The sequence below is a fragment of the Mycobacterium colombiense genome, assembly GCF_001672755.1.
Taxonomy (GTDB): Bacteria; Actinomycetota; Actinomycetes; order Mycobacteriales; family Mycobacteriaceae; genus Mycobacterium; species Mycobacterium colombiense_C.
The window spans coordinates 44,486-67,111 of sequence record NZ_LZKI01000077.1 but is presented as its reverse complement, the minus strand read 5'-3'; the positions used below and the strand labels follow the sequence as shown (position 1 = coordinate 67,111).

At 69.3% G+C, this 22,626-nt stretch carries 20 protein-coding genes; 5 read left to right on the top strand and 15 right to left on the bottom strand.

Annotation, left to right across the window (positions count from 1 at the left end):
* Positions 1-88: 88 nt before the first annotated feature.
* Positions 89-1,108 carry an MIP/aquaporin family protein gene (locus A5708_RS12310; protein ID WP_065028908.1) on the top strand — a complete coding sequence of 340 codons (1,020 nt, stop codon included), beginning with the start codon at positions 89-91 and terminating at the stop codon, positions 1,106-1,108.
* A 53-nt stretch (positions 1,109-1,161) separates the two neighbouring features.
* Here A5708_RS12310 and A5708_RS12305 read toward each other — a convergent pair whose 3' ends face one another.
* The 5 genes from A5708_RS12305 to A5708_RS12285 form a co-directional block, all read right to left on the bottom strand.
* Complete coding sequence (locus tag A5708_RS12305; protein ID WP_419538324.1) at positions 1,162-1,956, bottom strand: crotonase/enoyl-CoA hydratase family protein; 795 nt, start codon at positions 1,954-1,956, stop codon at positions 1,162-1,164.
* 129 nt (positions 1,957-2,085) lie between these two features.
* Positions 2,086-3,495 (bottom strand): WS/DGAT/MGAT family O-acyltransferase, encoded by a 1,410-nt coding sequence (locus tag A5708_RS12300; RefSeq protein ID WP_065028903.1) that lies wholly within the window; start codon positions 3,493-3,495, stop codon positions 2,086-2,088.
* 44 nt (positions 3,496-3,539) lie between these two features.
* Entirely contained in the window at positions 3,540-4,745 is a 1,206-nt protein-coding gene (locus tag A5708_RS12295; protein ID WP_065028902.1) for an alpha/beta hydrolase, read from the bottom strand.
* A 168-nt stretch (positions 4,746-4,913) separates the two neighbouring features.
* On the bottom strand, positions 4,914-5,567 hold the full coding sequence (locus A5708_RS12290; RefSeq protein ID WP_065028901.1) for an SAM-dependent methyltransferase: 654 nt from the start codon (positions 5,565-5,567) through the stop codon (positions 4,914-4,916).
* A gap of 286 nt (positions 5,568-5,853) precedes the next feature.
* The gene (locus A5708_RS12285) at positions 5,854-6,582 is read right to left on the bottom strand and encodes an alpha/beta fold hydrolase (protein WP_081292920.1); all 729 of its coding nucleotides are present in this window, start codon (positions 6,580-6,582) and stop codon (positions 5,854-5,856) included.
* A 179-nt stretch (positions 6,583-6,761) separates the two neighbouring features.
* Between A5708_RS12285 and A5708_RS12280 the strand changes: the two genes are divergently transcribed.
* Positions 6,762-7,661: an alpha/beta hydrolase gene (locus A5708_RS12280; protein WP_065028899.1), complete on the top strand. Its 900-nt coding sequence runs from the start codon at positions 6,762-6,764 to the stop codon at positions 7,659-7,661.
* A gap of 6 nt (positions 7,662-7,667) precedes the next feature.
* Here A5708_RS12280 and A5708_RS12275 read toward each other — a convergent pair whose 3' ends face one another.
* From A5708_RS12275 to A5708_RS12265, 3 genes are read right to left on the bottom strand one after another with little or no spacing between them, the layout of a single operon-like run.
* Positions 7,668-8,981, bottom strand: coding sequence for an amidohydrolase family protein (locus tag A5708_RS12275; RefSeq protein WP_065028898.1), 1,314 nt, complete (start codon positions 8,979-8,981; stop codon positions 7,668-7,670).
* Complete coding sequence (locus A5708_RS27805; RefSeq protein ID WP_269199390.1) at positions 8,975-10,180, bottom strand: CoA transferase; 1,206 nt, start codon at positions 10,178-10,180, stop codon at positions 8,975-8,977. Before A5708_RS27805 ends, A5708_RS12275 begins: the two co-directional genes overlap by 7 nt.
* A gap of 51 nt (positions 10,181-10,231) precedes the next feature.
* Complete coding sequence (locus tag A5708_RS12265; RefSeq protein ID WP_155765982.1) at positions 10,232-11,188, bottom strand: MaoC family dehydratase; 957 nt, start codon at positions 11,186-11,188, stop codon at positions 10,232-10,234.
* 229 nt (positions 11,189-11,417) lie between these two features.
* Here A5708_RS12265 and A5708_RS12260 point away from each other — a divergent pair, with 229 nt between their 5' ends.
* Together A5708_RS12260 and A5708_RS12255 are read left to right on the top strand one after the other, a co-directional pair.
* Positions 11,418-12,569 (top strand): acyl-CoA dehydrogenase family protein, encoded by a 1,152-nt coding sequence (locus A5708_RS12260; protein ID WP_081292919.1) that lies wholly within the window; start codon positions 11,418-11,420, stop codon positions 12,567-12,569.
* A gap of 83 nt (positions 12,570-12,652) precedes the next feature.
* The gene (locus A5708_RS12255; RefSeq protein ID WP_065028896.1) at positions 12,653-13,120 is read left to right on the top strand and encodes a CD225/dispanin family protein; all 468 of its coding nucleotides are present in this window, start codon (positions 12,653-12,655) and stop codon (positions 13,118-13,120) included.
* On the opposite strand, the gene A5708_RS12250 is transcribed toward A5708_RS12255, so the two are convergent.
* The 4 genes from A5708_RS12250 to A5708_RS12235 are packed head-to-tail and all read right to left on the bottom strand — an operon-like array spanning position 13,105 to position 17,394.
* The gene (locus tag A5708_RS12250; RefSeq protein WP_065028895.1) at positions 13,105-14,064 is read right to left on the bottom strand and encodes an enoyl-CoA hydratase/isomerase family protein; all 960 of its coding nucleotides are present in this window, start codon (positions 14,062-14,064) and stop codon (positions 13,105-13,107) included. The genes A5708_RS12255 and A5708_RS12250 overlap by 16 nt on opposite strands.
* A 3-nt stretch (positions 14,065-14,067) precedes the next feature.
* Positions 14,068-15,585, bottom strand: coding sequence for a fatty-acid--CoA ligase FadD4 (fadD4, locus tag A5708_RS12245; protein ID WP_065028894.1), 1,518 nt, complete (start codon positions 15,583-15,585; stop codon positions 14,068-14,070).
* A 34-nt stretch (positions 15,586-15,619) separates the two neighbouring features.
* Entirely contained in the window at positions 15,620-16,681 is a 1,062-nt protein-coding gene (locus tag A5708_RS12240; protein WP_065028893.1) for an S-adenosylmethionine:tRNA ribosyltransferase-isomerase, read from the bottom strand.
* Positions 16,678-17,394: an SDR family NAD(P)-dependent oxidoreductase gene (locus tag A5708_RS12235; RefSeq protein ID WP_065028892.1), complete on the bottom strand. Its 717-nt coding sequence runs from the start codon at positions 17,392-17,394 to the stop codon at positions 16,678-16,680. Before A5708_RS12235 ends, A5708_RS12240 begins: the two co-directional genes overlap by 4 nt.
* 60 nt (positions 17,395-17,454) lie before the next feature.
* Here A5708_RS12235 and soxR point away from each other — a divergent pair, with 60 nt between their 5' ends.
* Complete coding sequence (gene soxR, locus A5708_RS12230; protein ID WP_065028891.1) at positions 17,455-17,922, top strand: redox-sensitive transcriptional activator SoxR; 468 nt, start codon at positions 17,455-17,457, stop codon at positions 17,920-17,922.
* A gap of 27 nt (positions 17,923-17,949) precedes the next feature.
* Here soxR and A5708_RS12225 read toward each other — a convergent pair whose 3' ends face one another.
* From A5708_RS12225 to A5708_RS12215, 3 genes are all read right to left on the bottom strand, one after another.
* Positions 17,950-19,776, bottom strand: coding sequence for a phosphoenolpyruvate carboxykinase (GTP) (locus tag A5708_RS12225; protein WP_065028890.1), 1,827 nt, complete (start codon positions 19,774-19,776; stop codon positions 17,950-17,952).
* A gap of 140 nt (positions 19,777-19,916) precedes the next feature.
* A complete protein-coding gene (locus tag A5708_RS12220; RefSeq protein ID WP_196772614.1) occupies positions 19,917-21,482 on the bottom strand; it encodes a hypothetical protein in 1,566 nt (521 codons plus the stop codon).
* A complete protein-coding gene (locus A5708_RS12215; protein WP_065028888.1) occupies positions 21,479-22,555 on the bottom strand; it encodes a hypothetical protein in 1,077 nt (358 codons plus the stop codon). The genes A5708_RS12220 and A5708_RS12215 overlap by 4 nt, the downstream gene beginning before the upstream one ends.
* Between the last annotated feature and the right edge of the window lie 71 nt (positions 22,556-22,626).

Sequence of the window (22,626 nt, the reverse complement as noted above, 5' to 3'; positions counted from 1 at the left end):
ATAATTGTCGATGGCCGCCCCGAAGCCCGCCCCGGCCGCCGCCGCCAGGCGTCCGACGGCGCAGACCGCCGACCTAGTTGGGAACCACGTGGAATCCACCTCGACAACCCTGGAAGAACAGACCCGGATCACCGCCACCACGATGACCAGACTGTGCGCCGGGCTGCCCGGCGCCATGCTCGCCGAGTTCTTCGGCACCTTCATCCTGCTGCTGCTCGGACTCGGCACCTGTGCGCTCAACGTCGTCGGATTGCCCGGGTCGGGCCGGCAGACCGTGCCGTTCGGCCCGGCGAACTGGCTGATCATCGTGTTCGGCTGGGCGTTCGCGGTGATGCTCGCCGCCTACGTCGCCGGCGGTATCAGCGGTGCGCACCTGAATCCGGCGGTGACGCTGGCCTTCGCCGTGGCGCGAAAGTTCGATTGGCGCAACGTCATTCCGTACTGGGTCGCCCAGCTGCTCGGGGCGTTCAGCGCCGCCGCGGCCGTGTACGCGGTCTACGGCTCGGCCATCGACAACTACAACGCAGCCAACCACCTGAGCAGGCCGGAGTCACAGGACACCTACTCGATCTTCGCGACGTTTCCCGCCCAGTACTTCCACGGCGGCTACCTGGGACCGCTGGTGGACCAGCTGGTCGGCACCGCCATCCTGGTGGCCCTGATCGCCGCGCTGATCGACCACCGCAACCAGGCGCCGGCGGGCAACATGGCGCCGCTGATCATCGGCTTCGTCGTCGCGGTGATCGGGTGCTCGTACGGCACCAACGCCGGCTACGCGCTCAACCCCGCCCGCGACCTGGGTCCGCGCGTGTTCACCTACTTCATGGGCTGGGGGAAACTGGCCTTCTCCGGTGATTACGGCGGGACCACGCAGTACTGGTGGATCCCGATCGTCGGCCCGCTGGCCGGCGCCGTGATCGGCATCTTCCTCTACGACTTCTTCATCGGCCACGTGCTGGATGCGCGCGCGACCATGCTGCTGACCCCGGAGCCTGGTCTGGCCCCACTGCCGACCACCGATGCCGCATCGAGGGTGGCCGGCCCCGTCACCGCCGAGGACAGCGCGGACGCGGAAAGCTCAGCGGCAGAAGAGGATCGGGCCGCCTAGCGGAGGTCGCAAGCGCGGCCGTGGCGAAGCGGGTCGCCGCCATCGGGCTGAGATCAGGTGCCCGTCCACTTGGGTGGGCGCTTCTCCGCGAAGGCGATCGCGCCCTCCTTGGCGTCGTTGGAGGAGAACACCGGGGCCAGCAGTTTGTTCTGCTCGGCGAACATCTCGTCGGGGCTCCAGCCGCGGGACTCCACGATGATCCGCTTGGTGGCGGCCACCGCGAGCGGCCCGTTCGCCGCGATCTTTTCGGCCAGCTCGATCGCGGCGTCCAACGCGCCGCCCGGGTCGGCCAGCACGTTGACCATGCCCAGCGCGTGGGCACGCTCGGCGCTCAGGTTTTCACCGGTGAGCGCCAGTTCCATGGCGATCGCTGACGGGATGCGCTGCGGCAGCCGCAGTAGCCCGCCGCCGCCGGCGACCAGGCCACGCTTGACCTCCGGAATGCCGAACGCCGAGTCCTTCGAGGCCACGATCAGGTCGGTGGCCAGCGCCAGCTCGGTGCCGCCGGCCAGCGCGTAGCCCTCGACCGCCGCGATCAGCGGCTTGACCGGCGGACGCTCGGTGAAGCCCATGCCGCGGCCCTCGACGATGGGAAGCTCGCCGCGGGCGAAGGCCTTGAGATCCATGCCCGCGCAGAACGAGCCGCCCGCCCCGGTGAGGATGCCCACCGAGAGGCCGGTCTCGTTGTCGAGCCGATCAACGGCGGCGGCCAGGCCGTTGGCCACCGCGGAGTTGACCGCGTTCTTGGCCTTCGGCCGGTTGATCGTGATGATGAGGATTCGATCCCGTTGTTCGACCAGAACTTCGGGTTCGTTGGCGTCGTCGTTCCCAGTGCTCACGTGCCGCACAGCTCCTTACACGATCGGTGGCTTTGAGATAGCTCCTGTCGGACCGATGGTAACGGTCGGCGGAAATGGCGTTAACGTCCCCCGAGATTCCGCTTACCGCCGAAGCCGGTTCCTACCGAGCCGCGCCGATCACGCCGGCGCCATCGCGGCCTCGATGACCGTCAGTTTCTCGGAAAGTCCTGCGGCCCTGCGTATCTCGATGAAGTCGGCGACCATTGCCTCGGAGAGCTCGTGCGGGTCCTCGAGCGTGGACCCGTCCGCGAGCACCGAGATGTTGAGCTGATCGACATAACTCCACACGGTGATGTTGAGGGCGCTGCCCGCGGTCAACGGGCCCACCGAATAGATCTCGGTGACCAGCGCCCCGCCCACCCGGCCGCGCTCGCGGGGGCCGGGCACGTTGGAGATGTTCAGGTTGAGGATCTTGTTGTGTCCGTCGCGACCGGCGGCCCACCGGAAGAAGGCCTGGGTGGGCGCGGGTGGCATGTAGGCGGCCCACCTGCTGACCAGCTCCGGCCCCATCAGCTGGTTGCTTTCCTTGGCAGCGATGGCGTTTTCGTGGCAGCACCGCACCCGCTCCAGCGGATCGTCGGAGTCGGTCGGCAGGCCCACCAACACGCCCGTGAAGCGATTGCCCGAAATCCTTTCGGGCGAGAAGTCGAAACTCATCGGCACCGACGCCAGCAGCGGTTCGGCCTTGCCGTCGTATCGCAACAGCAGGGTGCGCAAGGCGCCGGTCGATATGGCCAGGACCATGTCGTTGATCGTCGCCCCGAGCCGCTTGCCGGTCTCCTTGACGTCGGCCAAGGCCAGGGTCGCGGTCGCGAACCGCCGTTCCGGGGTGATCTTGTGATTCATGAAGGTCGCCGGCGGCTCGAAGGGCCGCGTCAATTCAGGGGACAATTTGCGGGAGCTGCGGCGCACCCGGCCCAGCCCCTGGGCGGTGTACCGGATGGTGTGCGGCAGGCTCCCGACATGACGCATGTGATCGGCGAGCGCCGACGCCATCAGCTGGCGTGTGGTCGGGGGCGGATCGCAGACGTACGGTCGGCCCTCCGGGCCCGGCTGCAGGTCCATGCCCCGGGCCATCAGATTCGCCGAGGCGACACCGTCGGCCAGGGCGTGGTGAATTTTGCCGACAACCGCAATCCGGTTGTTGGCCAAGCCCTCCACGAAATACATCTCCCACAGCGGACGGCTGCGGTCGAGCTGTGTGCTGGCGATCTGCCCGATGGCCTCGTCCAGTTCGCGGCGGCCTCCCGGCGGCGACACCCGCCAGGGACGAATGTGATAGTTCAGGTCGAGTTCGCAGTTCTCCCGCCACATCGGGTGGTGGAAGCGCAGCGGCACCTCGACGAGCTGGTAGCAGAAGGGATCGAGCTTGTTCAGCCGCCCGGCGATGACTTCGCGAAACGTGTCGACGTCCAGTGATCGGCGATCGGCGTCGAGTTCGATGACGGCCGCTTTGATGGTGTGCATGTGCACGTTCGGAGTTTCGGTGTACAGCAGTACGGCGTCCCACCCGCTAAGCCTCTTCACCGCTGCCCCTTACCCATAGAGGGACCATACTCAGCGCTGGCGGTTCAGATAACCTCTTTTGCCCCGACGCGTGTCTTGGTGCGATAGATCTGGTTGAGGAACAGCGAGGTGACGTGCGCGGCCGCCCCGGCACGCTCGCCGTCGATGAGGTCGTACCCGTGGCCGGCCCCGGGGAATTCGAGGTAGCCGACCATCGAATGCGACACCGCCCGCAGCCGCTCGACGAAGCTGCGCGCCTGCTCGACGGGGATGACGGTGTCCTTGCTGCCATGGATGACCAGGAAAGGCGGCGCGTTGCGGTGCACGCGCGCGATCGGGGATGCGTCATGGAAGATCTCGGGGCGACGGGCGATCGACTTTTTCACCACGACCCGCTCCAGGAACTCGACGAACCGTTCGCGCTCCGGCGTCGAGCGGTCCTCCCAGTCGTAGCGGCCGTAGATCCCGACGACCGCGTCCACCGAGGTGTCCGCGCCCTCGGGCAACTTCGCCTGCAACTGTGGGTCGTCAGGCGTCAGCCCGGCCAGTGCGCACAGGTGGCCCCCGGCCGAACAGCCCGCTATCGCAACGAAATTGCGGTCTCCGCCGAACTTGTCGACGTTGGCACGGGCCCACGCGATGGCGGTCTTGACATCGATGATGTGGCGCGGCCAGCGGTGGTGCGGCGCGACGCGGTAGTTGACCGCAAGGCACACCCAGCCCTGTTCGGCGAGCCGGGACATCAGCGCCGACCCCTGGCCCATGCACTTGCCGTGCACCCAGGCGCCGCCCGGCAGGAAGATCAGGACTGGCGCGGGCTGCGCGGGCAGGTCGTTGCGCCGCCAGACGTCGAGCACCTGATCGGGGTGGTCGCCGTAGTGGACGGCACGACGGTAGAGGTAGCGGCGCTGGCGCAGACCGTCCCAGATCGGCGGTGTCTTCTCGGCGACCGGCCAGTCCATCTCGAGGTCCGCGGCCGACACGACGCCGCGCAATGCGGCGAGGGAGACCTGCTGGGTGCTCTCCCGGTCGCGGCGCCGGACGTCGTTGATTCCGGGCGTGAACCAGTCCTTGGTCACCGCGGAGATCGCCTCCGGCGCATGCCGGGCACCCCACACGCCCATAGCGGTCAAACCGCCTAGGGGTTCAAGGTGCTTGCCGACCACGGGCAGCGAAGCCCCGGCCACACTCAACGCCAGCGCATAGTCACCGGGGCGGGCCCGCAGCAACCATTTCACGCAATCGGTAATGCCGGGTCCACTCGCCGTCATGCACCGGACTGTACCCCTCCCGACGTTGCACAAACCAGCGTTTCCGCACAACGGGCGGTCGTGGCGAAAACGCTTTGCCCAGCCCGCTCGCTGGGTTCGGGATTCGGACTGCTTGAACCGTTTTTGGCGGGCCGGTGAGTTTGCTGGATTGTGCTGTGTACGACACGCTTATCTGGCCGTCAGGTCGGCGATCACCCGGCCGCCGACGAGGCTGACGCTGGTCAGCGTCAGCCCCACCTGCGCGGCCAGCGCGGCGGCGCTGTCCACCCCGACGGATGCCCAGCGAAACCAGGGCCCGACCTCGCCCGCCGCCTCCAGCCGCACCCATCGCGAACAGATTCCGATGGCCTCTGCCTCGAACTCGGCGACGCAACGACCACCGCGGGCCAGCAATTCGAAGGCGCGCCCCAGAATTCGGCGCGGGTCCCCGCCGAGCCCGACGTTGCCGTCGACCAGCAGAACCGTCTGCCACAGGCCCGTACCCGGCAGCGGCTCGAACACATCGCCCAGCAGGGCCGGCGCACCGCCGCGGCCCGCCAGTTGGATCGCGGTCGCGGACCGGTCGATGCCGAGGGCGGGGATGCCGCGCTGAATCAGCCTGGCCACCAACCGGCCCGGCCCGCAGCCCAGCTCGATTGTCGGCCCGGTGCACATCTGCGTGACGGCTTCGTCGAAGACTTCGTCGAAGGCGTCGCCAGATCCATCACCGGGACATCGCACACCCAACCATCGGTGCGCCGGCAGTGGCCGCAGTTCGCCGTCCTCATGACGGATCCAACATCGCTCCCCGCCGAGTGCCCGATCGTAAAGTTGCCCAAGCATTTCACGTCCTCGCGTCCTGGCCGATCGGGCGGCGCGGCGGCGCGCGGTCCCGTGCGGGACGTTGCGGCGACGTACCGGCAAACCCAACAAGCTGACGGCAAGCCCGTGCGCCAGCATTGCTCCGATACCCCGATCGTGGGTTGGCTAATCCATTTGGCTTTCTAGGTCCTTCCTGCGGCTACGGTGCAGCGCGCGACATGGTTCACCAGCCGGCGGCGGCCCGACATGCGTGTCACCATGGCCCGGGGATCCCATGTGCCCGAATTCTGGTTGTCGGCACGGCATTTCAGTCGAACAAGAACGCGTCCAACAGCTGGTTCACCCGCGCGGGATCCTCCAGCGCCGCGAGGTGCGCGACCCCGTCGAGCACGGTGAAGGACGAACCCCGAATCGCGTCGGCCATGACGCGGGTTTCGGCCACCGGGAAAGTGGCGTCTTCCCTGCCGGCGACGACCAGCACCGGGGACGTGACGCGGGCCAGCAGCGCGCGCTGGTCCGGCCGCGCCGAAACCACGCTGCGCACCGCCCAGCGGACCGAATCGGTGTCCACCGACTGCACGTTGGCTCGTACGGTGTCGACCACATCCGGGCGGGTGCGCAACGTCGTCGGCCCCAGGAAAGCACGGATGGCCGAGCGTGTCAGCGGCGGCCGGATCCCACCCAGCGCCGTCGCCAACCGCACCAGGGCCGCATACTGGATCTTCTGCGCGACACCGGCTTTCGACGCCGTGCAATTCATCAGCACCGCATGGTCGAGCCGATCGGGATAGAGCGCGGCGAAGGTGCCGCCGATCATCCCGCCCCACGAATTGCCGACGAAGTGGGCCCGGTCGATGTCGAGGCCGTCCAACAGGTCGACGACGCATCGCGCGCAGTCGGTGAAACTGAACATCGACCGCAGCGGCGCGCTGCCGCCGTGGCCGGGCGGGTCGATGAGCACCAAGCGATGGGTGTCGCCGAAGTGCGCGGCCTGGCCGGCCCACAGGTCGCCCGTCATCAACAGGCTGGGCCACATCAGGACGGCGGGTCCGGTGCCCGCACTCACCTGAACCCGGATCGACCCGAGGGCCGTATCGACCGACCGCGAATCCAGCCGGGAGTTGTTGGCGGTCACGCTGCCTCCTGACGTCGTAGCGCGCACGGCAGATCACCCATCGCCGTCCCTTGATTTTCCGCGTCGGTGATACTTGTCCGGTGACGAACAACGATGTTCATCCTGACCTGCAGCGATTTGCCCGCTTCGCCCCGCGCCGGCTGGTCGGCCCCCGGACCCTGCCGCTCATGCGGGCGGGGATCGCGTGGCGGGGGCGCCTGGGCAAGCCGGTCGCCGACGTGGAGGTGATCACGCTCGCGTCGGGGGCCGGCGTGCGGTTGTTCCGTCCGGCCGGGGCCACCGAGACCGCGCCCGCGCTGCTGTGGATCCACGGCGGCGGATACGTCATCGGCACCGCCCAGCAGGACGACCAGCTGTGCAGCGGGTTCAGCAGGCGGCTGGGCATCACCGTCGCGTCGGTGGAATACCGCCTGGCGCCCGAACATCCGTATCCCACACCGCTGGAGGACTGCTATTCGGCGCTGACGTGGTTGGCCGGGCTGCCATCGGTGGACCGCTACCGCATCGCGATCGGCGGTGCCAGCGCCGGCGGCGGCCTGGCGGCGGCCCTGGCCCTGCTGGCCCGCGACCGCGCCGAGGTGAGCCCGGCATTCCAGCTGCTGACCTATCCCATGCTGGACGACCGCAGTTCGACCACCCCGCCGAGCTCGAATTACCGGCTGTGGGACAACCGCAGCAACAGGTTCGGCTGGGCGGCGTACCTCGGCAATGCCGACCCGCAGGTCGCCGTCCCCGGGCGCCGCGACGACCTCAGCGGATTGCCGCCGGCCTGGATCGGTGTGGGCACGCACGACCTCTTCCACGACGAAGACCTGGCCTACGCCGAGCGCCTTCGTGCCGCCGGGGTGCCGTGCCAGGTCGAAACCATCTCTGGTGCCTTCCACGGCTTCGACCTGGTGTTGCCGAAAGCCCAAGTGTCCCGGCGGTTTTTCGACAGCCAGTGCGACAGCCTGCGCGCGGCGCTTGCCCCCGCCGCTTGACGCGCCTCACATCGCGAAGTACACCAGCTCACCGCCGATGACGGTCGCCGCGACCAGTCCCGCGTCCAGGGCGGCCAGTGCGATCGCGGGCGGCTCGTTCAGCACACACAGGTCCCCCGGCTGCCCGATTTCCACACTGCGCGGCCGCCCCGGCTGATCCGCTCGGCCCAGAAACATCGTCAAAGCCTCTCGCGCCGAGACGCATTCGTGCGGGCCGAGCACGGCGCCCTGCGGCGTGGTGCGGTGCACCGCGGCGCGCATCGCCGTCCACGGGTCGCCGTGGCCGAACGGCATGTCGGTGGACAGCGCGACGGGCACCGTCGCGTCACGCAGGCAGGCGACGCGCCACAGCTGATCGTGCTCGGCGGCAGGCACCTCGGCGAGGTACTGGTCGCCGCGCTCCGCGACGAAGTTGGGCTGCGTCACCACCGTGATCCCGAGCTCGGCGAGGTCGGCCAGGTTGTCGTCGGGCACCACGGCGGCGTGCTCGATGCGGTCCCGCGGATGGCCGCCGGCCGCGCGCAGGGCCGCGATGGTCACCACCAGCTGGGCCGCGGTAACGCAGTGCACCGCGACCGGTTGCCCGCTGTCATGTTGGCGCGCAATCCATTCCGTGAGAGCGTCGAGGTCCAGGAGATCGTCGTGCAGGATCTTCTTGCCCGGCGACAGGAAACTCAACCGCGGCCGGAACTCGCCGCGCTCGTACGCCGTCATCAGCGACTCCATGTCGTCGGCATCGAGATCGGGGGTCGCATCGGTGACGCCGGTGACACCGGTCGCGGTGATCCGGCGGCTAAGTTCGGCCAGGTCGGTCTCGCGACGCTGCAGCGCCAGCGACCAGCCGCGGTCGGCGCTGCGCAGCCGCCCGTCGGGATGTTCGGCCAGGCCGACCCGGCCCAGCGCCTCGGAATTCAGGATCCACAGCGCCCCACTGCGGTGCTGGATGCGCACCGGAACGTGCGGAACGATGGCGTCGAGGGCGCCCCGATCGAGCTCCCCGGCAACTGAATCATGGTAGCCCACAGCGCGAATCCAGCCGTCGGGCCCCGGTGTGGCATTCGCCAGCAGTTGGGCAAGCTGCGCCTCGGTGCTGACCCCGGGCGGCCCGACGAAAAACGAATCCAGCGCCGAGGCCGCCGAGCGTAGGTGCACATGATGGTCGTGCAGCCCGGGCAGCACGGCGCCGCCGCCCGCGTACAGCACGCCCTCTCCCGCCCGCGGCACCAGACCCTCGCCCGGCGGCGCCATCTCCTCGATCAGTGCGCCCACCCGGATGTCTGTCGTGGTGCCGTCCAGCAAGGTCGCCCGCTGAATCAGCATGACAGCAACCGTCTTTGGGCGACCAGGTAACGCACCGCCTCGTTGTCGGCGCCCGGCCCGGACGCCGGATGCGGTGCGGACGGCGCCGCCGGTGCCGACACCGGCGCCTGCGACGCCGACGGCTCGGCCGGCAGCGCCGCGTAGGTGGCGGCGACCCCGGCCATGGATACGCGGATCAGCTCGCCGCCGCCGCGGCCCAGCGATTCGGCCACCGCCAGGCCGGCTTCCAGCCCGCTCAGCGGGTCGGCGATGGCGTCACCGCAGAACACCGGCCCCTCGGCGCTCGCGCCGACGAGGCCACCGGCCACCGCGGTGTCGTCGCCGAATCCCGGCCGCAGGCCGTCATATCCGGTGACCTGCAACCAAATTCGTCCTTCGCGCGGCACGACGTCATCTGGTCCGAGCCCCCGGCGCGCCAGCGCCGCCGGGCGCGAGCCCTCGATGACGATGTCACTGACCGCGAGCAGTTCACGCAATTCGTCGGCTTGGCCGTCGAAATCGAGCTGATAGCCGAGCTTTTCGCCGTTGACCCAGTCGAAGAAGGCCCGATGTCCGCCCCGGGTGCCGTCCGGGCGGCGCGGACTTTCGACCTTGACGACGGTCGCGCCGGCCCGGGCGAGCAGCCGCCCGCACAGCGGGCCCGCCCACATCGAGGACAGGTCGGCCACCAGCAGATCCCGCAGTGGGCGCGGCGCAGTTCGCGATCCTCTCGCACGTATCCGCGCCGGCCTGGGCGCAGCCTCGCCCAGGCCCGCCGCCGGGATGTCCAGCAGCCCCGCCCGGTCGACGATCTCGGCCACCGGGCGGGCGGCGGCCCAGCGTTGCAGCTGTGGCCACGGGTCGGCGGCAATCTCGTCGGCCTGCAGCAGCGCCGGCACGGCGTCGAGGTCGTCGGCGCGCGAGAGGGTGAGCGCGCAGTCGCCATCGCGGGCGGCGAGCAGGCGGGTGGCGCCGCCCGGCGACACCCGCCCGCCGCGGGTCAGCCCGAGCATGGCGGCCCGCCCCGTCAACAGCATCGCCGCGTCGATGTCGATGCCCAGCCGCTCACCGGTGGCCGCGGCGACGTCGCGCGCGCGGGTCAGCACGTTGGCGCGGGAGAAGTCGGCGGGGCCGTCGGGCAGGCCGGTCAAGTAGGCCAGCCCGCTGCTCCCCCACTCCTTGACTTGCTGGGACTCCCCCACTGACGAAGCCGAACTCACGCCCCCATTGTGCGCGCGGCCCGTGGCGCCGCGGCGAGCGGCAAACCCGGCTCAGAACTGCAGCGCGTGAAACCGCCAGTCCAGCACCGGACGGTCCGGCTCACCGGCGGTGTCGCCGACCGCATACACCAGCGACCGCAGACCCAGCACACCGCCGTGCTCGCTCGCTTCGGCGGATTCGATGTGCAACTCGCTGTACAGGGTGTCGCCCTCGTGCACGGGTCCGGTGTGATCGCAGGATTGCCAGTTCAGGACCGTCACCAGATTGGGCAGCAGTCTGCTCGCCTGCGCGAGCGCCAGCCCGATGGTGTGCCCGCCGTACACCAGCCGGCGCCCGCCGGCCCTCGAATCATGATGCGTGGCAGCAATATTCAAGGTCAACCGGGCGAGCTCGGGAGCGCTGCTGACCACGTCGGCGGTGCTGCGCAACACCGAACCGGCCAGCCCGGCGGCGAAGTGCGGACCGGGCACCTTGTCGCGGAACACCGCGCCGTCCCACTGCGCGGTCGGATCGTGGGCCGGTCCGGGCACGTCGATGCCGATGGCGGACAGATCGTCGTGCCGCGCGTGGTCGGGCGCGAAATCCGGGCTGGCGGGCAGCATCCCGCACCGGTAGAAGTCGAGCACCAGCCGATCGGCCTGGTCGATCGTGATCATCCGCAGCGCTACCAGCCCGGTCGGAGCCCGGCCCGGCTTGGGCGAATTCGCCCGCAGGCCAACCACTTCGGTGCGGGTGTAGAGCGAATCGCCGATGACCGGGAATCGGTGGAACACCAGGCCGCGATAGAACAGGTTGGCCTTGACGCGCTGGGTCACCAGCGTCGACTGCCCGATTGCCACGTCGCACACCAGCCCCGGATGCGCCAGCGGAGCGGGCAGGCCGGTCACCGCCCCGCACAGGTCGGCGTCCAGCGCCAGGCGCAGGCGGTCCCCCACGATCGCCTGGTGCGCGCCCGCCAATCCGGACGACAACGTCATCGAGGGAGCCCAGTCGAACACCTGCCCCATCGCGAGGTCGTCGAAGTACGGCCCGCCCTCGCGAATCCCCGCGTACCCGTCACTAGTCACAACGACCCATGCTGGCAGGCTGTGGAATCGAGGGTCAACTTCGTGGCGATCGCGAGCGCGGCGAAGCCGGGCGAAGCGGGTCGCCACCATCAGGGCCTCGTGGCGATCGCGAGCGCGGCGAAGCCGGGCGAAGCGGGTCGCCACCATCAATGCTGGAGGGTGATCACAGGTGAACGACGAAGAAGAGATGCTGGTCGCCACGGTGCGGGCGTTCATCGACCGCGACGTCAAGCCGGCCATTCGCGAGGTCGAGCACGCCAACACCTACCCCGAGGCGTGGATCGAGCAGATGAAGCGTATCGGCATCTACGGTCTGGCCGTTCCGGAGGAGTACGGCGGTTCGCCGGTGTCGATGCCGTGCTACGTGCGGGTCACCGAGGAACTGGCGCGCGGCTGGATGAGCCTGGCCGGCGCGATGGGCGGGCACACCGTGGTCGCCAAGCTGCTGACGCTGTTCGGCACCGAGGACCAGAAGCGGGCCTACCTGCCGCGGATGGCCAGCGGCGAGGTGCGCGCCACCATGGCGCTGACCGAGCCCGGCGGCGGCTCGGACCTGCAGAACATGACCACCACCGCGCTGCCCGACCCCGACGACGCCAACGGCCTGGTGATCAACGGGTCCAAGACCTGGATCAGCAACGCGCGCCGTTCCGGGCTGATCGCCTTGCTGTGCAAGACCGACCCGGAAGCCAGGCCGCGCCACAAGGGCATCTCGATCGTGCTCGTCGAGCACGGTCCGGGCCTGACGGTGTCGCGGGACCTGCCGAAGTTGGGTTACAAGGGCGTCGAGTCCTGCGAGCTGTCGTTCGACGGCTTCCGGGTGCCCCGCACGGCGTTGCTGGGCGGCATTGCGGGCGAGGGCTTTTCACAGATGATGAAGGGGCTCGAGACGGGACGTATCCAGGTGGCCTCCCGCGCCCTGGGCGTCGCCACCGCCGCGCTGGAAGACGCGCTGGCCTATGCCCAGCAGCGTGAGAGCTTCGGCCGGCCCATCTGGCAGCACCAGTCAATCGGCAATTACCTGGCCGACATGGCGACCAAACTCACCGCGGCCCGCCAGCTCACCCGGTATGCCGCCGAGCGATACGACAGCGGCGAACGCTGCGACATGGAAGCCGGGATGGCCAAATTGTTTGCCTCCGAAATCGCCATGGAGATCGCGCTGAACGCGGTGCGAATCCACGGCGGTTACGGCTATTCCACGGAATACGACGTCGAACGCTATTTCCGCGACGCGCCGCTGATGATCGTCGGCGAAGGCACCAACGAGATCCAGCGCAATGTGATTGCCCGGCAACTGGTGACGCGGGGCGGGATCTGAACCGGCTCACCAATCTCACGGCCCGAGAACAAAGTTTGGGAGTATATTTACCTGACTCTGAACCAAAGGGAAAGGCAGCAGCCATGAGTTATCCCCCCGTGCCGCCCGGAGGTTCGCCAGAATGGCCGGCGCAGCAGCCGGAATGGCAAGGCCAGCAACCGGAATGGCAGGGCCAGCACCCCGCCGGATGGCAGCCTCACCAGCCACCGGGGTGGCAGGGCCAGCCCCCACCCGCGGGCTGGCCGGCGCCCCAGCCAGGCTGGCAGGAGCCCGAGAACTATCTGGTCTGGGCGATCCTGTGCACGGTGCTGTGCTGCCTGCCATTGGGGATCGTGTCGATTGTGTACTCCACCAAGGTCTCCAGCCTGTGGGCTCAGGGACGCTACGCCGAGGCGCACGAGGCGTCCAACAACGCCAAGAAGTGGGCCATCATCAGTGCGGTCGTGGGTGCCGCCGTCGCGGTGATCGGCGTCGTGCTGTGGTTCGCCATGTTCGCGGCGATCGTGTCGTCCATCCCGTCCACGACCACCACCACCTATCCGGGCTTCTGATCCCAGGTCTCGTCGACCAGCCCCCAGGCCGTCGCAGTCGCCGCATCGACGGTGCGGCCGGACAACACGAGATACGCTGTGCGCCAACGGCCTATCCGTCGTGTCACGCTGACGGTGCCACCGGCCCCGGGCAACAGCCCCAACGCCAGCTCGGGTAGCCCGAACACCGCGTCGTCGCGGGCGCTGACCCATCCGCAGAACGCCGCCATCTCCAGTCCGCTGCCCAGCACCCGGCCGTGCACCTCGGCCCGGCACGCGCGGCCGAGCCGGGCGGCCAGCCCATCGAGCGCCAGGGCGGGGCTGTAGCGGGTGCGGGCCAGGTGCGCACTCGCCGGGTCGGCGAAGGTGCCGAATTCAGCCAGGTCACCGCCGCTGCAGAACGACGGGCCGTTGCCGCTCAACACGATGCCGGTGACCGAGGGATCCAGCTGCGCCACCGTCAGCGCTTCCAACAGGGCGGCGCGGGCATCGGTGGAGAACGCGTTGTGCCGTTGCGGCCGGTTGAACGCGATCCGCACGACGTCACCGTCGCGCGTCGCCCGCACCGGGTCAGGGATCTCGGGCATGCGGACCGGACCGCGCTCGCGCAACCATTGCGCGAACTCCGGGCCGGCCTGCAGGGTCGAGTACGCCAACGACTCCGTCACCACCCCGGACAGCGTCGGTCCGCGCGGATCCACCCCGCGCAACACGTCGTCGCAGATCCCGCTGGCGTGCGGCCAGCGCCGGCACCTGGCCGTCAACTCGTCCACCGTCGCGGTCACCGAATCGACGGTGACCACCCGCCGGTCGGCGCACGGTTCCTCGGTCAGCGTGAAAGTTGCTGCGTCAAGCCAGGATCCGGCTTCGGCGATGTCGGCGGCCGAGCCGACGGCGACGATCACCCCGGGCGGCGACGCCGGGCAGTCCTGCGGCGCGCTCGACAGGTCGACCACCCGGAGCATCGGTCACACCGAGTATTTCTCGATCAGCCCATTCTTGTAGAGCTTGCCGGTGTCGGTGCGCGGCAGCTGCGCTTCGAAGGCGATCGATCGGGGGCACTTGTAGTGCGCCAACCGATCTCGCAACCATGCCGTCAGCTCGTCGGCGAATTCGTCGGTGGCGTCGGCCGGGTCGACGGTCTGCACGGCCGCCACGACACGCTGACCCATCTCGTCGTCGGGCACCCCGAACACCGCGGCGTCGAGCACCTTCGGGTGGGTGACCAGAAGGTTCTCGGCCTCCTGCGGGTAGATGTTCACCCCGCCGGAGATGATCATGTGGTGGCGCCGGTCGGTCAGGTACAGGTAGCCCTCCTCGTCGAGGTAGCCGATGTCCCCGACGGTGGCCCAGCCGTGCTTGTCGCGCGATGAGGCGGTTTTCGTTGGGTCGTTGAGGTATTCGAAGGAATAGCCGCCCTCGAAGTAGATCTCGCCGGCCTGCCCGGGCGGGAGCTCGTCGCCGTGCTCGTCGAGGATGTGCACGGCGCCCCCCATGGGCTTGCCGACCGAACCCGGATGCGCCAGCCACTCTTCGGCGGTGATCAGCGTCGACCCGTGCGCTTCCGAGGACGCGTAGTACTCGTCGATGATCGGTCCCCACCAGTCGATCATCTGCTTCTTGATCTCCACCGGGCACGGAGCCGCGGCGTGCATCACCCGCTGCAGGCCGGCCAGGTCGTACGAATGACGAACCCGCTCAGGCAGTTTCAGCATGCGCGTGAACATTGCCGGGACGAACTGGCCGTGTGTGACGCGGTATCGCTGGATGGCGTCCAGGCAGCCTTCGGCGTCGAACTTCTCCATCACCACGGTGGTGATGCCGCCGGCCTGCGCGCTCATCGACCACACCGATGGCGCCGTGTGGTACAGCGGAGCCGGGCTCAGGTAGATCGAGTCGGGCGTCATCCAGAAACCGACCAGTGCGGACATCATGCCCGGCGCCTCGGCCGGTGGCACGTGCGGCAATTCGCGCTTGATGCCCTTGGGCCGGCCGGTGGTGCCCGACGAGTACTGCAGCAGGTCGCCCTCGATCTCGTCGTCGATCGGGGTGTCGGGCTGGCCCGCAACGCATTCCGGATAGCGCTCCCAGCCGGGCAGGTCACCGTCGGCGATCAGCAGCAGCTCCGGCAGCCCGCCCGGCAGTTGCTCGGCCAGGCCGGCGAGGGTGTCGCGCAGCGCCGCCGACCCGATGATGGCCTTCGCGCTGCTGTTGTCGATGATGTAGGCCGCCTCTGCCGCGGTCAGGTGGGTGTTGATCGGCACGTAGTACAAACCGCTGCGACGAGCCGCCCACATCACCGCGTGGATGTGCTCGTTGTTCTCCATCAGGATGGCGACGGTGTCGCCCTCGCGCAGACCCGCCTCGCGGAACCGGTGCGCCAGTCGATTGGCACGGGCCTCGAGGTCGTCGAAGGTGACGACCGTTCCGGACGGGTACAGGATGACAGCAGCTTTGTCGGCGCCGATATACGGGCGGATCTGCATGCGCAGACTGTACCGCCGCCAAACTTGACGGGTGTTAAGTGGTCGTCAGGGCGGGCAGCAGCAGGGCGCTGTCGCCGAATTCATGCCACAGGTAGCCGTGGTGCACCGCCTCGCGATACGCCGTGGCGACCAGCTCGGGACCGGCGACCGCCTCCAGCAACAACAGGTGCGAGGCACCCGCGTCGTGCCATCCGGTGACCAGGCCGCCGACCACGCGGCACGGCCGGTCGGGCCCAAGCACCAGATCCGTCCAGCCGGTGACCGCCCGGACTACGCCGCCGGCGGTGGCGGCCGATTCCAGAGCTCGGGTCACCGTGGTGCCGACGGCGATCACCCTGCTCCCGGCCGCACGCGCCGAGTTGACCATCCGCGCGGTGGCAGCCGGCACGGCGAAGGGCTCGGGCGTCGGCGGCTCGCCGGCTTCGGCCGACGACACCCCCGCGTGCAGCGTGATCGGCGCGATCGCGATGCCGGCGGCCACCAGGTCGGTGACCAGTTCTGTGCTGAAAGGACGTGCCGCGCTGGGCATTTCCGCGCTACCGGGTTGTCTGGCGAACACCGTCTGGTAGTAGCGCAGCGGCCAGTGTCGCGGCACGTACGAATACCGAATCGGCCGCCCGTGCCGGCCCAGGTACGACACGACGTCACCCTCGAGAATCAGCCGCGCGGTCCACAGCCGCGCGCCCACGGCTCCGGCTTCCGGATAGGACGACACGATGACGAGCGCCGCTCCGCCGGGCAGGTCGATACGCTCGCCCGGCCGGACGTCCGGCAGGTGTCCGGTCGCGTCTCCCGCGGGCCGCAGTTCCACCACCCAGCTCCTGTCGGCTCGCCGGGTCGAGAAGTGCACTGCGATGGGCCGCCCGTCGCGGCGGCCGTCCACCGCGGCGGGCATGGTGGCGGAGTTGTTCACCACCAGCAGGTCGCCCGGACAGAGGTGACTGCCGAGGTCGGCGAAGCGGGCGTGGCTGACGCCGTCCGGACGAGCGACCAGCAGTTTGACGGCATCGCGGGCGATGCCGTGCGCTTCGGGAGGCTCGATGGCATCGGAGCCCGGAGCGCGGTGGAAGCGGGTGTGCGGAGCCGCCAGAGTCATCGCGGCGCTCCGGATAACGACAGTTCGGCGGCTCGGTAGCGGCCAGGAGCCGGCCGGGTGTCCAGCAGGCGCAGCAGCGCCGGCACAACGGACTCCGGCTCGGCGCGATCGGAGATGTCCTCGCCGGGAAACGCCGCCTGATGCATCTCGGTGCGCATGTCACCGGGGTCGAAGGCGTACACCGCGACGGCGGGCACCTCGGCGGCGAGGACGGCCGATAGCTGGTCGAGTGCGGCCTTCGACGAGCCATAGCCGCCCCAGCCGGGATACGGTTCGACGGCGGCGTCGGAGGTCAGGTTGACGATGACGCCGGCGTTGTCGGCGAGCGCCGGCAGTGCCGCCTGGATCAGGGCCAGCGGCGCGAACAGGTTCGTCTGGTATACCGTCCACAACTCGCTCGCCGGGTAGTCGGCGATTACCGGTTGCGGGCTGGGCCCCAGTCGGCTGGCGTTGTTCACCAGGAGGCCAAGTGGCCCGACATCGCGTGCTGCCGCGACCAATTCGGCACGGTGTGACGCGTCGGTGACGTCACCGGGCACCGCGATGAAGTTTATTGAATTCAGTTTTCGGACAGTTGATTCCAGTTCAGAGGCGCGTCGAGCATCGCCGACGACGGTCCAACCGCGGCCGAGCAGGGCGGCGGTAACCGCACTTCCGAAGCCGCGCGAGGCGCCGGTGACAATCGCGACAGATTGCTGTTTGGATTGAGTCATCTCCCCATACTGATAGTTGAAGTAAACTTTAAGTCAAGTCCCGAATTCGAGAAGGCCACAATGGATAAGCGAGACTTGTTCACCGTCAGTGAGATAGCGAAGCGCAGCGGCTTCGCGGCATCGGCGATCCGATTCTATGAGGGGCAGGGCCTGATCACGGCGACCCGAACCGCCGGTGGCCAGCGCCGCTTCGAGCGGCAGATGCTGCGACGCCTGGCCTTCATCAAGGCCGCCCGCAACGTCGGCCTGAGCCTGGATGAGATCGCCGACGCGCTCGCCACACTTCCGGACGGCCGCACCCCGAGCCGCGCCGACTGGAGCCGACTGTCCAAAACCTGGCGTGCGCGCCTCGACGATCAGATCGCCGGGTTGATCGCGCTGCGCGACAACCTGGACTCGTGCATCGGCTGCGGTTGCCTGTCGCTGAAGCGCTGCGCCATCTCCAATCCGGGCGACCTTGCGGCCAGTGCCGGAGCGGGAGCAATGTACCTGCCGAGAGCACTACGGCGGCAGGCGATTAGCGGCTGAGGTCTACCTCACCGCCCGCAAGCGGGCTCAGCCCGCTTCGGACAGTCGCTGCTTGAGCGCCTCGAACTCGTCGCGGACACCGGTGGGCAGCTTGTCGCCGACGAAATCGAACCACTCCTCGATCAGGGGCAGTTCCTCGCGCCACTCGGCGGGGTTGACCGCGAGCGCCTTCGCCACGTCGCCGTCATCGACGTCCAGGCCGTCCAGGTCCAAGTCGTCGGCGGTCGGCACGATGCCGATCGGGGTGTCCTGGCCGCCGGCCTGGTGCTCGATGCGGTCCACGATCCACTTGAGCACCCGGCTGTTCTCGCCGAAGCCCGGCCACAGGAAGCCACCGTCTTCGTCGCGACGGAACCAGTTGACGAAGAACACCTTCGGCATCTTCGACTCGTCGGAGTTCTTGCCCAGGTCGATCCAGTGCTGGAAGTAGTCACCGACGTGGTAGCCCAGGAACGGCAGCATGGCCATCGGGTCGCGGCGCACGGTGCCGACCTTGCCCTCGGCGGCGGCGGTCTGCTCGCTGCCCATGGTGGCTCCCATGAACACGCCGTGCTGCCAGTCGCGGGCCTGCGTCACCAGCGGCACCGTGGTCTTGCGGCGGGCGCCGAACAGGATGCCCGAGATCGGCACGCCCTGCGGGTCGTCCCACTCCGGCGCCAGGATCGGGCACTGCGACATCGGGGTGCAGTAGCGCGAGTTGGGATGCGCGGCCTTCTCGCCGGAATCGGGCGTCCAGTCGCGGCCCTTCCAGTCGGTCAGGTGCTCCGGTTCGCCCTCCAGGCCTTCCCACCACACGTCGTTGTCGTCGGTGAGCGCCACGTTGGTGAAGACGGTGTTGCCGGCCTCGATGGTGCGCATGGCGTTGGGGTTGGACTTCCAGTTGGTGCCCGGCGCGACGCCGAAGAAACCGAACTCGGGGTTGACCGCGTACAGGCGACCGTCCTTGCCGAACCGCATCCAGGCGATGTCGTCACCGAGCGTCTCGGCGCGCCAGCCCGGGATGGTCGGCTGCAGCATGGCGAGGTTGGTCTTGCCGCACGCCGACGGGAACGCGGCAGCGAAGTAGTAAGCCTTGTTCTCCGGGGAGATGAGCTTGAGGATCAGCATGTGCTCGGCGAGCCAGCCCTCGTCGTGGGCCATCGCCGAGGCGATGCGCAGCGAGTAGCACTTCTTACCCAGCAGCGCGTTACCGCCGTAGCCCGAGCCGTAGCTCATGATTTCGCGGGTCTCCGGGAAGTGGGTGATGTACTTGGTGTCGTTGCACGGCCACGGCACGTCCTTTTGGCCCGGCTCCAGCGGCGCGCCGACCGAGTGCAGCGCCTTGACGAAGAACCCGTCGTCGCCCATCTTTTCCAGGGCGGCCTTGCCCATCCGGGTCATCACCTTCATCGAGATGACGACGTACTCGGAGTCGGTGATCTCCACGCCCAGCTTCGGGTCGTCGGCGCCGAGGGGTCCCATGCAGAACGGCACCACCCACATGGTGCGGCCGCGCATACAACCGCGGTACAGGTCGGTCATGGTGGACCGCATCTCGGACGGGTCCATCCAGTTGTTGGTCGGTCCGGCACCGTCCTGCTTCTCGGTGCAGATGAAGGTCCGGGACTCCACGCGCGCCACGTCGGACGGGTCCGACAGCGCCAGGTACGAGTTCGGGTGCTTCTTCTCGTTGAGCTTCTTCAACGTGCCGGCCTCGACCAGCTGGGCGGCCAGGCGGTTGAACTCCTCGTCGGAGCCGTCAGCGAAGATCACCCGGTCGGGCTGGGTGAGTTCGGCGACCTCCTGCACCCATGACAGCAGGCCCTGGTGGTTCGTGGGTGCTGTATCCAAACCGGGAATGGTCGCTGAGGTCATCGAACTCTCCTGGATTCTTCTGCGTATCGGGCTGGTGTTGCTCGCTATGCTCTCGCCCACACAATTAAGGAATTGGTGGCGTTAACTACAGGTTATCTTGAGGATCTTGTCGGGGAAGTCTCGGGCAGGTATAAGCCTTCTCACAACAACGATTCAGAAGATCCCGACGGGTCGCCATCTTCGCTCCTCGAAGCGGGTTTTTCGGTCTCGTCACCGCCGGCGGCTTCGGAGTGACTTTCGTCTTCTCGTATACCCGGTTCTCCCAGTTCTGCACGCACGACGGCCAGGGCCGCCGTCACCGCGGGCATCTCCCGATCGCGCGCGGCCGAGGCCCGCGCGGCGGCCAGGGCGTGCTCGCGCAGTTCGGTGTCGATGACGCCCACCGAAGCGGCCACTTCCGCGTTCTCGGCCTCGTCCTGGGCCAGCAGCGCCTTGCTCAACACCGACTCGGCGACCAGCACCCGGGTGGCGACCAGCTCCTCTGCGACCGACTGCAGCGAGGCCGTGACGTCGGCCGCCCAGCGATCCAGCAGCGCCCGGTCGTGCAGCAGCGCGCGGATGTTGATCACCATGAAGGTGAGTGCCAAAGAGATCGCCACGCATGCCAGTGCCGCGACGACGGCCAGCGCGGGATTCAGCCGCGAGGCCAAACCGCTCATCAGCCGGCTCAGCGTCAGCGCCACCCCCAGGCCGAACCCGACGCCCAGCAGGATCATCAGCCAGATCTCCTGGCGCCGCGATTTCAGCGGCGGCGGCGAGACGTCTACCGTCGGCAGCTGCTCGACCGGCGGCAGCTCCATCGGCACATCCATCGCCTGCGCCACCTCGGCCAGTTGCGCATCGGTGCTTTCGCTGACCTCGGCGACCACCCCGTCCAGCTGGTCGCGGGTGACCGCCTCGAAGCCGGCCATGTTGCGCCGCGACAAACCCGCCGCGTACTCCTGCAGTTCGGTGCGCACGCCCGCGCATCGGTTGCGTGCCGAGTGGGACAGCGCGACCCGAGCCTGCTGGATCTGACTGCGCAGCGTGATCGTGCGCTCGCTTTTCGCCTGACGCCGCTGCTGCAACGCGGTGCTGCGCTCCTCGCGCAGCGCCTCGACACGGGCTCGCCGGCCCGGCCCCTCGACCTCGCGGTCAAACCGCCGCGCCACCGTCTGCAGCCGAGATTCCCACGCCCGCAACCTGTTTCGCCGGGCGAGGTCGGGGTCGTCGAGTTGCGCCGAGACGGCGTGGACCAGCTCGTCGACGTCGGGCTCGCCCAGGTCGGGCAGCGCCGCCACACCCACCCAGGGCGCCCGGCCGTAGCGGGCGGCGTGCGCGCCCAGCGAGTCGCAGTTGGCGGCGACGATGTCGCGCCAGTTGAGATGCACGTCGATCTTGGACACCACGCCGACGACCGCATCGGTGTGCTCGGTCGCGGCGTCCAGCAGGGCGCAGTCCGACGGCGTCAGGTTGGCCGCCGCCGACACGACGAACACCACGAGCATCGGCACCTCGCCGGGCGCCAGGTCCGTCGACTCCACGAATCTGTGCTGCGGCAGCCGCTTCCGCAGGGCGTCGGCCACCGCGGTGACCCCGGCCATCCACGGACCGGTCACCAGCACCGCGTCGCAGCGCTGAATCGCCGGCGGATCCAGCCCCGGCCCCGCGGCCGCCACCAGCGCGTCCACCGCGGCGACGGGATCGTCGCTCGTCCCGCGGCTCACCAGAACTCCCCCGGCAGCGAGCCGCAGGCCTGGGACCACAGCCGCAGCGATCCGCGGGCGATGTCGGCGCCGCAGGCGCGGTGCAGTTCGCTGGCCGACGCGCGGCTGTAGCGCTGCCACCGCACCGCCCGCGGCAGGTGCGCGGACGGGTCGCGGTGCTGCGGGTCGCCCGGCTCCAGCCCGGCGGCCTCGGCCAGGTCCACGGCGGCCGCCATGCGTGCGACGACGGTGTCGTCGCGGGACAGGAACGCGCTGATGCGCTCGGCGAGCGTGCCGCCCCCGGCGGCCAGCGCCTCGAGTTCGGCGACGGCGGCCAGCACCCGCTGATAGCGCGCCTCGGCGCCCAGCGCGCCGATTTGGGCCAGGACGGCATCGACGCCGCTCATCCGGTGTAGCAGGGTCAGCACCTGGGCCGGGGTCCGGCCCTGCCGGAACGCGGCGACCGCCAGCGCGGTGCCGAACAGGTCGAGGGTGTCGAGCAGACGCTGCCGCACCTCGGTCGGCACCGGGGCGTCGGCGGTCAGGAACGCGGCGAAGGAGCCGTCGAAGCACGCGGTGCCGGGGTGAGCGGCCAGCGCGGCCAGCGCCGTCCACTGGGCGCTGTCCAGGTCGTCGAGCGCAGCGACCGCGAGCAGACCCGTCATCGGTTCCATGGGCACGCCGATCAGCGCCGAGAGCTCCGCGCTCCTGGCGCGCGCCGCCGCGATCGGGCCGTCGCCCCCCCGCCCGGACAGCGAGCCCGCCAGGTCGGCCTTGTTCAGCACGGCCAACACCGGGTGCCCGGCCGTCGCGATGGCCCGGGTGTCCTCGGGCTTGACCACCTCGGTGATCACGTAGACCACCGCCTCGACATCGCGCACGGTCGCCGGGGTGTCGACCTCGATGCCCGCCGCGCGTCCCGCGCCGTCCAGGGCGCGGCGCACGGTGCGGCAGCCGACCCCCCGGCGGCCGCGCACCACCACACGCAGGGGCGCGGCGGACCGCTGCGCGATCGCCGTCAGGCGCGCGTCGACCTGGCCGCCCGCGAAGCGCGCCAGCTCGTCGACGAAACTCTGGTGTCCTTGTCCCCTCATATCCCGCCTGTTCGGTCTGGATGACCCCATGCCCGGCCGGCGTCGCCGCTACCGGAGGCAGCGCCGGGCCC

Excerpts from the sequence above, each read along its gene's own strand:
- A5708_RS12290 (WP_065028901.1), bottom strand. The coding sequence starts at position 5,567 with ATGCTTGGGCAACTTTACGATCGGGCACTCGGCGGGGAGCGATGTTGG.
- soxR (WP_065028891.1), top strand. The coding sequence starts at position 17,455 with ATGGATAAGCGAGACTTGTTCACCGTCAGTGAGATAGCGAAGCGCAGC.
- A5708_RS12250 (WP_065028895.1), bottom strand. The coding sequence starts at position 14,064 with ATGCTCCGGGTGGTCGACCTGTCGAGCGCGCCGCAGGACTGCCCGGCG.
- A5708_RS12225 (WP_065028890.1), bottom strand. The coding sequence starts at position 19,776 with ATGACCTCAGCGACCATTCCCGGTTTGGATACAGCACCCACGAACCAC.
- A5708_RS12285 (WP_081292920.1), bottom strand. The coding sequence starts at position 6,582 with ATGTGGCCCAGCCTGTTGATGACGGGCGACCTGTGGGCCGGCCAGGCC.
- A5708_RS12215 (WP_065028888.1), bottom strand. The coding sequence starts at position 22,555 with ATGAGGGGACAAGGACACCAGAGTTTCGTCGACGAGCTGGCGCGCTTC.
- A5708_RS12265 (WP_155765982.1), bottom strand. The coding sequence starts at position 11,188 with ATGGGGCAGGTGTTCGACTGGGCTCCCTCGATGACGTTGTCGTCCGGA.
- A5708_RS12235 (WP_065028892.1), bottom strand. The coding sequence starts at position 17,394 with ATGACTCAATCCAAACAGCAATCTGTCGCGATTGTCACCGGCGCCTCG.
- A5708_RS12240 (WP_065028893.1), bottom strand. The coding sequence starts at position 16,681 with ATGACTCTGGCGGCTCCGCACACCCGCTTCCACCGCGCTCCGGGCTCC.
- A5708_RS12275 (WP_065028898.1), bottom strand. The coding sequence starts at position 8,981 with ATGCTGATTCAGCGGGCGACCTTGCTGGACGGCACCACGACAGACATC.
- A5708_RS12255 (WP_065028896.1), top strand. The coding sequence starts at position 12,653 with ATGAGTTATCCCCCCGTGCCGCCCGGAGGTTCGCCAGAATGGCCGGCG.
- A5708_RS12295 (WP_065028902.1), bottom strand. The coding sequence starts at position 4,745 with ATGACGGCGAGTGGACCCGGCATTACCGATTGCGTGAAATGGTTGCTG.
- fadD4 (WP_065028894.1), bottom strand. The coding sequence starts at position 15,585 with ATGCAGATCCGCCCGTATATCGGCGCCGACAAAGCTGCTGTCATCCTG.